At 71.8% G+C, this 13,233-nt stretch carries 14 protein-coding genes; 8 read left to right on the top strand and 6 right to left on the bottom strand.

The window, feature by feature from the left end; translation table 11 throughout:
- On the top strand, positions 1 to 396 hold the full coding sequence (locus G9272_RS33855) for a TOBE domain-containing protein (protein WP_057605771.1): 396 nt from the start codon (positions 1 to 3) through the stop codon (positions 394 to 396).
- A 224-nt stretch (positions 397 to 620) separates the two neighbouring features.
- On the opposite strand, the gene G9272_RS33850 is transcribed toward G9272_RS33855, so the two are convergent.
- Together G9272_RS33850 and G9272_RS33845 are read right to left on the bottom strand one after the other, a co-directional pair.
- On the bottom strand, positions 621 to 995 hold the full coding sequence (locus tag G9272_RS33850) for a methyltransferase domain-containing protein (RefSeq protein ID WP_253268027.1): 375 nt from the start codon (positions 993 to 995) through the stop codon (positions 621 to 623).
- 122 nt (positions 996 to 1,117) lie between these two features.
- A complete protein-coding gene (locus G9272_RS33845; RefSeq protein WP_171400035.1) occupies positions 1,118 to 1,624 on the bottom strand; it encodes a molybdopterin-dependent oxidoreductase in 507 nt (168 codons plus the stop codon).
- A 138-nt stretch (positions 1,625 to 1,762) separates the two neighbouring features.
- Here G9272_RS33845 and G9272_RS33840 point away from each other — a divergent pair, with 138 nt between their 5' ends.
- Genes G9272_RS33840 through G9272_RS33825 form a run of 4 tightly spaced genes read left to right on the top strand, consistent with a single transcriptional unit; the run spans position 1,763 to position 5,032 of the window.
- The gene (locus G9272_RS33840) at positions 1,763 to 2,149 is read left to right on the top strand and encodes a TOBE domain-containing protein (protein ID WP_171400034.1); all 387 of its coding nucleotides are present in this window, start codon (positions 1,763 to 1,765) and stop codon (positions 2,147 to 2,149) included.
- A 59-nt stretch (positions 2,150 to 2,208) separates the two neighbouring features.
- A complete protein-coding gene (modA, locus tag G9272_RS33835) occupies positions 2,209 to 3,030 on the top strand; it encodes a molybdate ABC transporter substrate-binding protein (protein WP_171400033.1) in 822 nt (273 codons plus the stop codon).
- Complete coding sequence (gene modB / locus G9272_RS33830) at positions 3,027 to 3,887, top strand: molybdate ABC transporter permease subunit (protein ID WP_171400032.1); 861 nt, start codon at positions 3,027 to 3,029, stop codon at positions 3,885 to 3,887. The genes modA and modB overlap by 4 nt, the downstream gene beginning before the upstream one ends.
- Positions 3,884 to 5,032: an ABC transporter ATP-binding protein gene (locus G9272_RS33825; protein ID WP_253268026.1), complete on the top strand. Its 1,149-nt coding sequence runs from the start codon at positions 3,884 to 3,886 to the stop codon at positions 5,030 to 5,032. The genes modB and G9272_RS33825 overlap by 4 nt, the downstream gene beginning before the upstream one ends.
- 136 nt (positions 5,033 to 5,168) lie before the next feature.
- Here the strand turns inward: G9272_RS33825 and G9272_RS33820 are convergent, their stop codons facing one another.
- Positions 5,169 to 5,597, bottom strand: coding sequence for a DUF6299 family protein (locus tag G9272_RS33820; protein ID WP_171400031.1), 429 nt, complete (start codon positions 5,595 to 5,597; stop codon positions 5,169 to 5,171).
- A gap of 230 nt (positions 5,598 to 5,827) precedes the next feature.
- Here G9272_RS33820 and G9272_RS33815 point away from each other — a divergent pair, with 230 nt between their 5' ends.
- Complete coding sequence (locus tag G9272_RS33815) at positions 5,828 to 6,031, top strand: DUF5999 family protein (RefSeq protein WP_171400030.1); 204 nt, start codon at positions 5,828 to 5,830, stop codon at positions 6,029 to 6,031.
- Between the two features lie 202 nt (positions 6,032 to 6,233).
- Here the strand turns inward: G9272_RS33815 and G9272_RS33810 are convergent, their stop codons facing one another.
- Positions 6,234 to 6,647 carry a RidA family protein gene (locus G9272_RS33810; RefSeq protein WP_171400029.1) on the bottom strand — a complete coding sequence of 138 codons (414 nt, stop codon included), beginning with the start codon at positions 6,645 to 6,647 and terminating at the stop codon, positions 6,234 to 6,236.
- Positions 6,644 to 7,780 (bottom strand): acyl-CoA dehydrogenase family protein, encoded by a 1,137-nt coding sequence (locus G9272_RS33805; RefSeq protein ID WP_171400028.1) that lies wholly within the window; start codon positions 7,778 to 7,780, stop codon positions 6,644 to 6,646. Before G9272_RS33805 ends, G9272_RS33810 begins: the two co-directional genes overlap by 4 nt.
- Before the next feature lie 506 nt (positions 7,781 to 8,286).
- On the opposite strand from G9272_RS33805, the gene G9272_RS33800 reads away from it, so the two are divergent.
- Both G9272_RS33800 and G9272_RS33795 read left to right on the top strand, forming a co-directional pair.
- Positions 8,287 to 9,990, top strand: a complete 1,704-nt coding sequence (locus G9272_RS33800; RefSeq protein ID WP_171400027.1) for an AMP-binding protein — start codon at positions 8,287 to 8,289, stop codon at positions 9,988 to 9,990.
- Positions 9,987 to 10,856, top strand: a complete 870-nt coding sequence (locus G9272_RS33795) for a PaaX family transcriptional regulator (protein ID WP_171400026.1) — start codon at positions 9,987 to 9,989, stop codon at positions 10,854 to 10,856. Before G9272_RS33800 ends, G9272_RS33795 begins: the two co-directional genes overlap by 4 nt.
- Here the strand turns inward: G9272_RS33795 and G9272_RS33790 are convergent.
- Positions 10,846 to 13,233, bottom strand: coding sequence for a bifunctional salicylyl-CoA 5-hydroxylase/oxidoreductase (locus tag G9272_RS33790; RefSeq protein WP_253268025.1), 2,388 nt, complete (start codon positions 13,231 to 13,233; stop codon positions 10,846 to 10,848). The genes G9272_RS33795 and G9272_RS33790 overlap by 11 nt on opposite strands.

Raw genomic sequence — 13,233 nt, 5'->3', positions numbered from 1 at the left:
ATGCAGTCCTACACGATCGGCCAGGCGGCGCGTCTGCTCGGGGTGAGTCCGGATACCGCGCGGCGGTGGGCGGACGCGGGCCGGGTGGCCACACACCGGGACGAGGGCGGACGACGCCTCATCGACGGCAGGGATCTGGCTGCCTTCTCGGTGGAGCTGGCCAAGGCCGGTGGCGGCGAGGAGGGTGCCTCGTACACCTCGGTCCGCAATGCCTTTCCCGGCATCGTCACGGCCGTGAAACTCGGTGATGTCGCCGCCCAGGTGGAGATCCAGGCCGGACCGCACCGGCTGGTGTCGTTGCTGACGCGGGAGGCCGTGGAGGAACTGGGGCTGGAGGTCGGGGTGGAGGCCACCGCCCGGGTGAAGTCGACGAACGTACACATCGACCGGGCCTGAGAGCGCGGAGCAGGCGTGGCCGCCACCGGTCGCGCGTGGCACTGACCGGGCGACCGTCGGCCGTCAGCCGTCAGCCGTCCGGTACGTGCCGGGCTTCGCCGGGCGGTTCTTCGCCACCCGCCCCTCGTCGCCCGGGCGCTGAGCCGGTGGGGCCATGTCCTGCTGCCGCTGGTCCTGATCTCCCTCGGGCTCCTCATCCTCGTCGAAGGCGGCGCCTTCGGCGTCTAGCGGCGGAGGCAGCGTGCGGTTCGCGGCTCAGCGGTCGCCTGTCGGACGGCCGAGGTGTCGGACGGCCGAGGTGTCAGCCGGCCGAGGTGTCGGCCGGTATCGCGGACGGCGCGGGCCAGGAAGTGGTGTGCCGTGTCCTCGTAGCGGGCCAGGGTCCGGTCGGCGGCGCGCAGGGCCGGCCGGAGGTTCTCCCCGGCCGGCAGGTCGGCCGGGTCCAGGGAGCGGCCGTGGCGGGCGGCGCGTTCGGCGCGGCCGGAGGGGTGGAAGAGCGGCAGGATGCCGTCGGGGGCGGTCACCCGGGCCCATTCGCGCAGGGCCGCGACAGGGTCGGGGACGTGGTCGACCAGGCCCGCGCTGAAAATGCCGTCCAACGCGACGAGGGATGCGCAGGGGCGTCGTACGACGTCCTCGGGCCGCCCAGCACCACCCGCGCCGACAGTCCGGCCGGCGACTCCGGGACCTGGTCTCCCGCCCAGGTGCGGCTCGCTCGGTGTCACGCCCACGAGGTGTAGTCGCCATCCACGCGGATCGCGTTGACGCCGCTGATGTGCCGGGCACCGCAGCGGTCCTGCGGAAGGACGAGCTGGGGTCCGGCGCGGTCGAGCGGGGTGTCGTCGATGGTGACCGCGAGGAGGACCGGCGCGCGCCCGAAGTCGGGGTCGATCTCCGCCCAGGACAGCAGGGCGTGGTGGCCGTCCGCGCCGGACACCGCGATCAGGAAGCGCAGACGGTCCTTGCGCCGGACCGGGTCGAAGCCGGGGCCGGCGTCTACGAGGACCTCGTGCAGCAGCGGTCCGGTGAAGCGGTGGCGCCGGACGCCGCTGGTGGCGCATTCGAAGGTCACCTCGGCCTGGTGCTGCGGCCAGCCGAGCAGGTCGGGCACCGTGAGCCGGGCCGGCCGGGTCAGATCGCCGGCGAGGACGAGTTCCGCCGCCGTACTGGCGGCCGTATCGGCGGCTGTACCAACAGCCGTACCGGCAGCTGCGAGGGACTGGCTCACGGGCTACCACCTCCTGGATGACCGTACCCGGACCCGCCTCCCGTACAAACGCACATGCCACCGCCGTCGATCAAAGTTCCGGCTCATGCGAAGCGACAGGAGACTTTTACCTCGCATCTGCGGCAGTATCATCAGCGCATGCACACCTACCGGATCGGGGACGCTGCCGCCTTACTCGGTGTCAGCGCCGACACCGTGAGGCGCTTGGTCGACGGCGGGAAACTCACCGCCCGACGCGATGAGCTGGGCCGCCGGATCATCCCCGGGCCGGCCCTCGCGGCCTACGCCCGGCAGGTGCACCGCGCGGAATGGGGGTCCACCGGCTCCTCGGCCCGCAACCGCCTCTCCGGCATCGTCACCGACGTGCTCCCAGGGGACGTGTCGGCGCAGGTGGAGATCCAGGCCGGACCGTTCCGGGTGGTGGCGCTGGTCAGCCGCGAGTCGGCCGATGAGCTGGAGCTGGAGCCCGGTGTTCCGGCGATTGCCGTGATCAAGTCGACCAACGTGGTCGTCGAGAGACCGTAGATGGTCCGTCAGGACCACACGTGATGGTGTCCGTCAGGACCAGAGGGAGTGGACCCGTGATGACCCGTACCGCGCGCCGGACCGGCCGACCGATGCAGGTGGCCGCCCTGGGAGTCACCGCGCTGCTGGCCCTCAGCTCCTGCTCGTCGTCCGACGACTCCTCGTCGACGAAGTCGGACTCCTCCGCGTCCGCGTCGGCCAAGCTGTCCGGCACGGTCACCGTGTTCGCCGCGGCCTCGCTGAAGGAGAGCTTCACGACGCTGGGCAAGGAGTTCGAGAAGGCGCACCCGGGCACGAAGGTCACCTTCAGCTTCGGCGGCAGCGACTCCCTCGCCGCGAGCATCACCGGCGGCGCCCCGGCGGACGTGTTCGCGTCCGCCAGCCCCAAGACGATGGCGATCGTGACGGACGCGGGGGACGCCTCGGGGACGCCCGCCACCTTCGTCCACAACCAGCTGGAGATCGCCACCCTGCCGGGCAACCCCGACAAGATCTCCTCCCTCAAGGACCTCACCAGGTCGAGCCTGAAGGTCGTGCTGTGCGACAAGACGGTGCCCTGCGGCGCCGCCGCCCAGAAGGCTCTCGACGCCGGCAAGCTGAAGCTCACCCCCGTCTCCTACGAGCAGGACGTCAAGGCCGCCCTGACGAAGGTGGAGCTGAAGGAGGCCGACGCCGCGGTCGTCTACAAGACCGATGTGCACGCGGCGGGTGACAAGGTGGAGGGTGTGGAGTTCCCCGAGTCGGCCGACGCCATCAACGACTACCCGATCGTCCAGCTCAAGGACGCGCAGAACACCGAGGCGGCCAAGGCGTTCATCGCTCTGGTGCGGTCCGCCGAGGGCCAGAAGGTCCTGACCGAGGCCGGGTTCCTCCAGCCGTGACCCTCCCGACCGACAGGTCCGACGTCGCGGCCGACACCGTCCGGGGTGGGCCGCGGCGCCGGCGTGTCCGGGCCCAGGTACGCGGCGTGCCGCTGCCCCTGCTGGTGCCCGCGCTGATCGGCCTGGCGTTTCTGGTCCTGCCGCTGATCGCCCTGCTGGTACGGGCCCCGTGGCGCAGCCTGCCCGAGCTGCTGACCAGCGCCGAGGTGTGGCAGGCGCTCCGGCTGTCGCTGGTCTGCGCCACCGCCGCCACCGCCGTGACTCTGGTCGTCGGCGTACCGCTGGCCTGGTTGCTGGCCCGCGTCGAGTTCCCCGGGCGCGGCCTCCTCCGGGCCCTCGTCACCCTGCCGCTCGTCCTGCCACCGGTGGTCGGCGGTGTGGCGCTGCTGATGGCGCTCGGCCGCAACGGCATCGTCGGGAAGTCGCTGGACTCCTGGTTCGGCGTCACGCTCCCGTTCACCACCGCCGGGGTCGTGGTCGCCGAGGCGTTCGTCGCCATGCCGTTCCTCGTCATCAGCGTCGAGGGCACCCTGCGCGCCGCCGACCCGCGCTACGAGGAGGCGGCCGCCACCCTCGGCGCCTCCCGTTTCACCGCGTTCCGCCGGGTCACGCTGCCGCTGATCGCGCCGGGCATCGCGGCCGGCGCGGTCCTGGCGTGGGCCCGGGCGCTCGGCGAGTTCGGCGCGACGATCACCTTCGCCGGCAACTTCCCCGGCCGCACCCAGACCATGCCGTTGGCCGTGTATCTGGCCCTTCAGAGCGACCCGGAGGCCGCCATCGCCCTCAGCCTGGTCCTGCTGGCGGTGTCCGTCGCGGTGCTGGCGGGCCTGCGCGACCGTTGGATGACAGCGGGATGACCGAGCCCGAGCCCCGGAAGACCGCCGCCGACTCCCATGCCGTCGAGGACGTCCGCCGCGTCGGCGCGCTCGCGGACGGGCTGGACGTTCGCGCCGGCACCCCCGTGGACGGGCTCGACGCCCACCTGGTCGTGGAGCGCGGCGCGTTCCGGCTGGACGTGGCGCTGAGCGTGGCGCCGGGTGAGGTGGTCGCCCTGCTCGGTCCGAACGGCGCGGGGAAGACCACCGCGCTGCGCGCCCTCGCCGGTCTGACGCCGCTCACCGGCGGTCGGCTACGGCTGGACGGCAGCGCGTTGGACGGTACGCCGCCGGAGTCCCGCCCCGTGGGTGTCGTCTTCCAGGACTATCTGCTCTTCCCGCATCTGACCGCCCTGGACAACGTGGCCTTCGGGCCCCGCTGCCAGGGCGCGAGCAAGGCGGAGGCCCGTGCCCAGGCCGCCGAGTGGCTGGCCCGCCTGGGTCTGGCGGCGCACGCCGGCGCCAGGCCGCGCAGGCTGTCCGGGGGCCAGGCCCAGCGGGTCGCCCTGGCCCGTGCGCTGGCCACCCGTCCTCGGCTGCTGCTCCTCGACGAGCCGCTGGCGGCGCTGGACGCCCGCACCCGGCTGGAGGTCCGCGCCCAACTCCGGCGTCACCTGGCCGAGTTCGAGGCCGTCGCCGTCCTGGTCACGCACGATCCCCTGGACGCCATGGTGCTCGCCGACCGGCTGGTCGTCGTCGAGCACGGGCGGGTCGTCCAGGAGGGCGAGCCGTCCGACATCGCCCGCCATCCCCGTACGGACTACATCGCCCAGCTGGTCGGCCTGAACCTCTACCGGGGCGAGGCCGACGGCCACTCCGTCCGCCTCGACGCCGGCCCGCCCATCACCACCACCGAGGTCCTGACCGGCCCGGTGTTCGTGGCGTTCCCGCCGAGCGCGGTCACCCTCTACCGCGACCGCCCGACCGGCGCCAGCGCCCGCAACCTCTGGCACTGCGAGGTCGCCGGCCTGGAGACCCACGGCGACCAGATCCGCGCCGACCTGACCGGCGAACTCCCGCTCGCCGCGGACCTCACCACGGTCGCCGCGGCCGAACTCGATCTGCACCCGGGGGCGCGGGTCTGGGCGACGGTGAAGGCCACCCAGACCCACGCCTACCCGGTCTGAACCGATTGAGCATTCCGACATTGCCTCGCCGGGCGGCCGCCCCGGCCCTACGACGCCAGAAGCGGCGGGCCGGCTGGCGGGCCCGCCGCTCAGGATGCGGTGCCCGTCAAGGGGCCCGCCGTCCGGGACCGGCCGCTCAGCCGGCGGTCAGTGTGATGTCCCGCTCCTGCGCCGCGTGGAAGCGGGGCAGCGGCAGGCTCCCCTCGGGACGGAGTTCCATCAGCGTGGCCTCGACGTGGGCCGCACCGGGTTCGAGGTCGGCCGGAGCGGCCTTGCCGGTGTTCTTCCAGGCGTGCTCGGCGCCGTCGCACACGGCACGGGTGCCGCCGATGCCGTGCCGGGCCTTGCCCGAACCCTGACCGACCGAGGAGCTGACGAAGACGGGACCCGTGTTGCCGACACAGCGGTAGGTGCCCGAGAGGGTGACGGTGCCGTCAGAGGCGATGCTGCCGACCGGGTCGACGGTGACGGACTCCGAAGGATCGGCGGTGGCCGTGACCGCCGGGGCGGCGAGCAGGAGCAGTACGGCACCGACGGCCGCGGAGAGGGCGGGACGCAACGACATGGGAGAACCTCCTGTTGTGGGGGCCTCCACAGGTACCGGGCGGGCGCGCCCTGGGCGGTGATCGTCACTCCTTCGGTGGCGAGTCCGCACCGGTCGTCGACGAACGGTCCTGGAGTTGTCCTGGTGCTGTCACGCTTGCGAGCACCCTCTGGAGATGCGGGCGGGCCGGGCGCATGGTCTACCCATGGGGGCCGACCGGACGGCCGACCCCACCGACGTGGAGGTGCTCCATGTGTTCTCACCAGCTTCCCAGCGCTTCTGCCGACGCCCGGCCGGTACACCTCTCGCACATCGTCGCCGCCCACCCCGAGCAGGGCTGGAACCTGCTGTGCGACGGCACCATCGTCTTCGACGACTCCGGCGAACTGCTGCCCGACGGCCGGGTCGTGGACCCGCACCGGGTGACCGCCGGACAGCTGGCCGTCGCCGCCTGACCTTGATCATCGAGGCCGGCCCGCCGGTCATCTTCTCGGAAGCCGGTTGCTGACGTCGGTTGCTGACATCGGTTGCTGACATCGGTTGCTGATACCGGTTACTGATACCGGTTACCGCACCCGGCCTCTGATACCGGTTACGGAACCCAGCCTCTGATACCGGTTACGGAAACCGGTCGCCCATACCGGTCGCTGATACCGGTTACTGGCCCGGTTCACGGTCGAGTACCGCGAACCCGTCCAGTTCGACGAGTGCCTGCTCGTCCCAGAGTCGTACGATTCCGACGACCGCCATCGCCGGATAGTCGCGTCCCGCCAACTCCCGCCAGATCGCGCCCAGTTCACCAGCCTTCTCACGATACGCGGCGACATCCGTGACGTAGACGGTGACGCGCGCCAGGTCCGACGCCGCACCGCCCGCCGCCGTCAGCGCGGCCAGCAGATTCGTCAGCGCCCGGGTGAACTGCTCCGGCAGCGACTCCCCCACGATCTTCCCGTCGGCGTCGAGCGCGGTCTGACCGGCCAGGAAGACGATCCGCTCGCCGGTGGCGACGACTGCATGGGAGAAGCCGAGGGGCGGGGAGAGTTCGGGCGGGTTGACGCGTTCGGTGGTCACCTGGCCTCCAGATCTGCGAGTTCGGCGTACAACTCCCTTGCGATGATGCCGCGTTGGACCTCGCTCGCGCCCTCGTAGATCCGGGGCGCGCGCACCTCCCGATAGAGATGCTCGAGCAGGTGGCCGCGACGCAGGGCCCGTGCACCATGGAGTTGGACGGCCGTGTCGACGACGTACTGCGCGGTCTCGGTGGCGAACAGCTTGGCCATCGCGGCACGCTTCGGGACGTCCTGGGCGCCACTGTCGTACGCCGACGCCGCCGCGTGGACCATCAGACGCGCGGCCTCCGTGCGCAGGGCCATCTCGGCTACCTGGTGGGCGACCGTCTGAAGGTCGCTCAACTTGCCGCCGAACGCGTCCCGTCGGGCGGTGTGAGCCAGGGTCGCGTCGAGGGCGGCCTGCGCCATGCCGACGGCGAAGGCGCCGACGCTGGGGCGGAACAGGTTGAGGGTGCCCATGGCGACCCGGAAACCGCGGTCGGGCTCGCCGAGCACGTCGTCCACCGTGACCGGGACGGCATCGAAACGGAGCGCTCCGATGGGGTGCGGGGAGAGCATGTCGAGGGCGGAGCCGGTGAGACCGGCACGGTCGGCGGGAACGAGGAAAGCGGTTACGCCACGGGCGCCGGCCCCCGGGGTGGTGCGGGCGAAGACGGTGTAGAAGTCGGCCTCGGGAGCGTTGGAGATCCAGCACTTCTCTCCGGTGAGCCGCCAGCCGTCCGGCCCGTCCCGCTCGGCGGCCAGGGACAGGGCCGCCGCGTCCGAGCCCGCGCCCGGCTCACTCAGGGCGAAGGCGGCGATCGCGGTGCCGTCGGTGACGCGGGGCAGCCAGTGCTGCCGCTGGGCGGGGGTGCCGTGGGCGTGGACCGGGTGCGCGCCCAGTCCTTGCAGCGCGAGCGCGGTCTCCGCCTCCGTGCAGGCGTAGGCGAGGGACTCGCGCATCAGGCAGAGGTCGACGGCGCCGGAGGTGAACAGTCGCGGCAGCAGGCCGAGCCGGCCGAGTTCGGCGACGAGCGGACGGTTGACGCATCCCGGTTCGCCCTTCTCGGCAAGTGGGCGCAGCCGTTCGGCGGCAAGGGCGCGCAGTTCGGCGCACCAGGCGGCCTGTGCCGGTTCGAGCGAGAATGCGGGCATCGCCTGTCCCCTCTGCCGTGCGTGACCTGCTGTACCTGTTTCTGCTGTGCCTGCCTGCTTCCGCCGGGCCTGTTTCCGCCGGAGTTTCTGCTCCACCTGTTTCCGCCGGGTCTGATTCCGCCGGAGTTTCTGCTCCACCTGTTTCTGCCGTGCCTGTTTCTGCCGTGCCTGCCTGTTTCCGCCGGGCCTGTTTCTGCCGTGCCTGCCTGTTTCTGCCGTGCCTGTTTCCGCCTTGCTTGTTCCAGCCGTGCCCGTCTCTGCTGTACCTGTTTCCACCCTGCTGTTTCCGCTGTGCCTGACGTGCCGCAACCGTTTCTGCCCTGCCGGAGCGGTCACGCCAGTTTCGTGCCCCGGAGGTCCTGCCCGGCCGGTTGCGCCTTCCTCCGACGGTATCGCGTACCGTTGACTGTCGTCACCAACGCGCTACGCTCCTTGCGCGACCCCAAGACGACGCCCGCCCGGGCAGCCCAGCCGGAAGTCCATCCAGGCAAGGGGGGCGAACGCCCATGAACGTCTCGGCCCACGTCGACACCTTCGCGCGCGACCACCTTCCGCCGCCCGGCCGCTGGCCCGACCTCCGTTTCGATCTGCCCGAACTGGACTACCCCGATCGGGTGAACTGCGCCGCCGAGCTGCTCGACCACACCGCCCCGGACCGGCCCGTGTTCCACACCGGCTCCGGGCCGTCCTGGACATATGGGGAGCTGCGGACCCGCGTCGACCGGATCGCGCATCTGCTCAGCGGCGATCTCGGAGTCGTCCCCGGCAACCGTGTGCTGCTGCGCGGTCCCACCACGCCCTGGCTCGCGGCCTGCTGGCTGGCGGTGCTGAAGGCGGGCGCGATCGCGGTCACCGTCCTGGCCCAGCAGCGGCCGAACGAGCTGCGCACCATGTGCGAGATCGCGCGGGTGGAGCACGCCCTGTGCGACATCAGGGCCGTGGACGACCTTGCCAAGGCGGAGATACCCGGGCTCCGGATCACGACGTACGGCGGTGACGCCCCCGACGACCTGCTGAACCGGTCGGCGCCGCAAGAGCCGTACCAGGCTGTCGAAACCGCTTCCGACGACGTGGCGCTGATCGCCTTCACCTCCGGCACCACCGGCCGCCCGAAGGGCTGTCTGCACTTTCACCGGGACGTACTGGCGATCGCGGACACGTTCTCGCGGCACATACTGAAACCGCTTCCGGACGATGTCTTCGCCGGCAGTCCCCCGCTCGGCTTCACCTTCGGCCTCGGCGGGCTGGTCGTCTTCCCGATGCGGGCCGGTGCCAGCGCGCTGTTGCTCGAACAAGCGGGCCCTCGGCAGCTGTTGCCCGCGATCGCCACACACCGGGTGACCGTGCTGTTCACGGCTCCCACCGCCTACCGCGCGATGCTCGACGACTTGAACGGCGTGAACGACCTCAACCACCTCGACCACCACAACCACCCCGACGCGCACGACGTCTCCTCGCTGCGCCGCTGTGTCTCCGCCGGCGAGAACCTGCCCGCCGCCACCTGGCGGGCCTGGCACGAGCGGACCGGTCTCCGGCTGATCAACGGCATCGGCGCCACCGAGCTGCTGCACATCTTCATCTCGGCCGCCGACGAACACATCCGGCCCGGCACGACCGGCGTCCCCGTCCCCGGCTGGCACGCGCGCGTGCAGGATCCGGGCGGCAGGCCCGTGCCCGACGGCGAGCCCGGACTGCTCGCCGTGCGCGGCCCGGTCGGGTGCCGCTACCTCGCCGACCCGCGTCAGCAGCAGTACGTGCGTGACGGCTGGAACGTCACCGGCGACACCTACGTCCGTGAGGCCGACGGCTACTTCCGGTACGTCGCCCGCGCCGACGACATGATCATCTCGGCCGGGTACAACATCGCGGGGCCCGAGATCGAGGAGGCGTTGCTGCGGCACCCGGACGTGGTCGAGGCGGCGGTCGTGGGACGTCCCGACGAGCAACGGGGGCAGGTGGTCGTCGCGTTCGCCGTCCTGCGGGCGGGCGTCCGGCACGACGCGGAGGCACTGCGCGTCTTCCTCAAGGAGGAGCTGGCACCGTACAAGTGTCCGCGCGAGTTCGTCTTCCTGGACGCGCTGCCCCGCACGGCGACCGGGAAGCTCCAGAGATTCAGGCTGCGTACCGAAGACCACAGCGAAGGCGCAGCGAAGATCACGTCGGTGATGACACCAATAGTGACCAGCAGTGATACCGAAGACCTAAGATGATCAACGTGTCCGATCAGCCCGCACCCCGGTCTCTCATCGTCACGCTCTACGGCGCGTACGGCCGCTTCGCGCCGGGCCCGGTGCCCGTCGCCGAGCTGATCCGGCTGCTCGCCGCGGTCGGCGTCGACGCGCCCTCCGTACGCTCCTCGGTGTCCCGGCTGAAGCGGCGCGGACTGTTGCTGCCCGCCCGTACGGCGCAGGGCGCGGCCGGGTATGAACTGTCGGACGAGGCACGGCAGTTGCTCGACGACGGCGACCGGCGCATCTACGCCACGGCCCCGCCGGAGGACGAGGGCTGGGTGCTGGCGGTGTTCTCCGTGCCGGAGTCGGAGCGGCAGAAGCGGCACGTGCTGCGGTCGCGGCTCGCGGGCCTGGGGTTCGGTACCGCCGCACCGGGGGTCTGGATCGCGCCGGCGCGGCTGCACGACGAGACCCGGCACACCCTCCGACGGCTGCGCCTCGACCCGTACGTCGACCTCTTCCGCGGCGAGCACCTCGGCTTCTCGCCGACCGTCGAGTCCGTCGCCCGCTGGTGGGACCTGGCGGCCATCGCCAAGGAGCACGAGACGTTCCTCGACGGCCACGCGCGCGTGCTGCACGCCTGGCGGCAGCGTCCGGACACCCCGCCGGAGGAGGCCTACCGGGACTACCTCCTCGCCCTGGACTCCTGGCGTCACCTGCCCTACACCGACCCCGGCCTGCCCGCCCGCCTGCTGCCCGAGGACTGGCCGGGGACCCGTTCGGCGGCCGTGTTCCAGGGACTGCACGAGCGGCTGCGGGACGCGGGGGCGCAGTTCGCGGGAGTAACGGCGGTCTCAGCTCCCGGGGCAGTCTCCGGGGCCGCCCCCGAGCACCTCAACTCGTGAGTTTCAGACGGGGTTTGGGTGCGTCCGTGCGTCCGGTGCGCGGCGGTCGGCTGCCTGCGCGATAGGGGGCGGGCCAGTCGGCGCCCGGGCCGGTGTAGCCCTGCTCGGCGGCCGCGTGCAGGGTCCAGTTCGGGTCGTGGAGGTGAGGCCGGGCGAGGGCGCAGAGGTCCGTACGGCCCGCCAGTATCAGCGAGTTGACGTCGTCCCAGGAGGAGATCGCGCCGACCGCTATCACCGGCACCCTCACCTCGTGGCGGATCCGGTCCGCGAACGGCGTCTGGTAGGAGCGTCCGAACTCGGGCCGTTCCTCGGCCACCACCTGTCCGGTCGACACATCGATCGCGTCGGCGCCGTGCGCGGCGAAGGCACGGGCGATCTCGACGGCGTCGTCGGCCGAAGTGCCGCCCTCGGCCCAGTCGGTGGCGGAGATGCGGACGGTCATGGGTCGTTCCGCAGGCCATACCGCGCGGACCGCGTCGAAGACCTCCAGCGGGAAGCGCAGCCGCTTGGCGAGCGAGCCTCCGTAGGCGTCGGTTCGGCGGTTGGTCAGCGGGGAGAGGAAGCCGGACAGCAAGTAGCCGTGGGCGCAGTGCAGTTCGAGAAGGTCGAAGCCGGAGCGGGCGGCACGCGACGCGGCTGCGGCGAACTCCTGGCGCAGGTCGGTCAGTTGGGCTCGGGTGAGCTCGCGGGGCAGTTGGCCGGCCGGCTTGTACGGCAGCGGGGAGGCGGCCACGAGCGGCCAGTTGCCTTCGGGCAGTGGTTCGTCCATGCCCTCCCACATCAGCTTCGTCGATCCCTTGCGCCCGGAGTGGCCGAGCTGGACGCCGATCGCGGTGCCCGGCGCCCGGTCGTGCACGAAGTCGGTGACGCGCCGCCACGCGTCGGCCTGGCGACCGGTGTAGAGGCCGGTGCAGCCGGGCGTGATGCGTCCCTCGGGAGACACGCACACCATCTCGGTCATCACCAGTCCGGCCCCGCCGAGGGCGCGGGCTCCGAGGTGGACGAGGTGGAAGTCGCCGGGGAGACCGTCGGTGGCCGAGTACATGTCCATGGGCGAGACGACGACCCGGTTGCGCAGGGTCAGACCGCGCAGCCGGAACGGGGTGAACATCGGGGGCGTGCCGGGCGGACAGCCGAACTCCCGCTCCACGGCCTCGGTGAAGTGGGGGTCGCGCAGCCGCAGGTTGTCGTGGGTGACGCGGCGGCTGCGGGTGAGCAGGTTGAACGCGAATCTGCGGGGCGGCTGGTCGAGGTAGAGGCCGATGTTCTCGAACCACTCCAGGCTGGCGCGGGCGGCCCGCTGGGTGGAGGCGACGACGGGCCTGCGCTCCTCCTCGTAGGCGGTCAACGCGCTGTGCAGATCGGGGTGTTCGTGCAGACAGGCGGCCAGCGCCAGGGCGTCCTCGACGGCGAGCTTGGTGCCGGAGCCGATCGAGAAGTGGGCGGTGTGGGCGGCGTCGCCCAGCAGGACGACGTTGCCGTGCGACCAGCGCTCGTTGACGACGGTCCGGAACGTGGTCCAGGTGGAGTTGTTGGACTTGAGCGAGCGTCCGCCGAGGGCGTCCGCGAAGATCTTGGCGCAGCGCTCGACCGACTCCTGTTCGTCGAGTTCGTCGAAACCGGTTGCCCGCCATACCTCCTCGCGCATCTCGACGATCACGGTCGAGGAGTCGGCCGCGTAGGGGTATCCGTGCAGTTGCATCACGCCGTACGGGGTCTCGGCGATCTCGAAGCGGAAGGCGTCGAAGGCGAAGTCCGCGGCGAGCCAGATGTAGCGGCAGTGGTGCCCGGCCACCCGGGGGCGGAACACCTGGGCGTACGCCTCACGGGTGGTGCTGTGCACGCCGTCGGCGGCGATGACGAGGTCGTGCTCCTGCGCCAGCCGTGCGGGGTCCGGCGCCTCGGTGCGGAAGCGCAGGTCGACGCCGAGGGAGCGGCAGCGTTCGTGCAGGATCCCCAGGAGTCTGCGCCGGCCGAGGGCGGCGAAGCCGTGTCCGGTGGAGGTGTGCCGGGTGTTCCGACGCACGATGTCGATGTCGGCCCAGCGGACGAAGTCCTGCTGGAGGGCGGCGTAGACCTGCGGGTCGGCGTGTTCGATGCCGCCGAGGGTCTCGTCGGAGAGGACGACTCCGAAGCCGAAGGTGTCGTCGGGGGCGTTGCGTTCCCAGAGGGTGATCTCGCGGGCGGGGTCGAGGCGTTTCAGCAGGGCCGCGGCGTAGAGACCGCCGGGGCCTCCGCCGATGATCGCGATGCGCCGGGGGTGGCCGGCGCCGTCGTGCGGCGGCGGGCCGCCGGTTGCCGGCCGCGGCCCCCCGTGGAGCCGCGTGTCGGCACCGCCCGGTGCGGCTGACGCCGGTGTCCCCGCGTCGGCTGTCAT

Origin of the sequence: Streptomyces asoensis, from assembly GCF_013085465.1 — a bacterium.
In the GTDB taxonomy this organism is placed as follows: Bacteria; Actinomycetota; Actinomycetes; order Streptomycetales; family Streptomycetaceae; genus Streptomyces; species Streptomyces cacaoi_A.
Note: the sequence above shows the minus strand (reverse complement) of the source record. Positions and strands in the feature narration are given on the sequence as shown.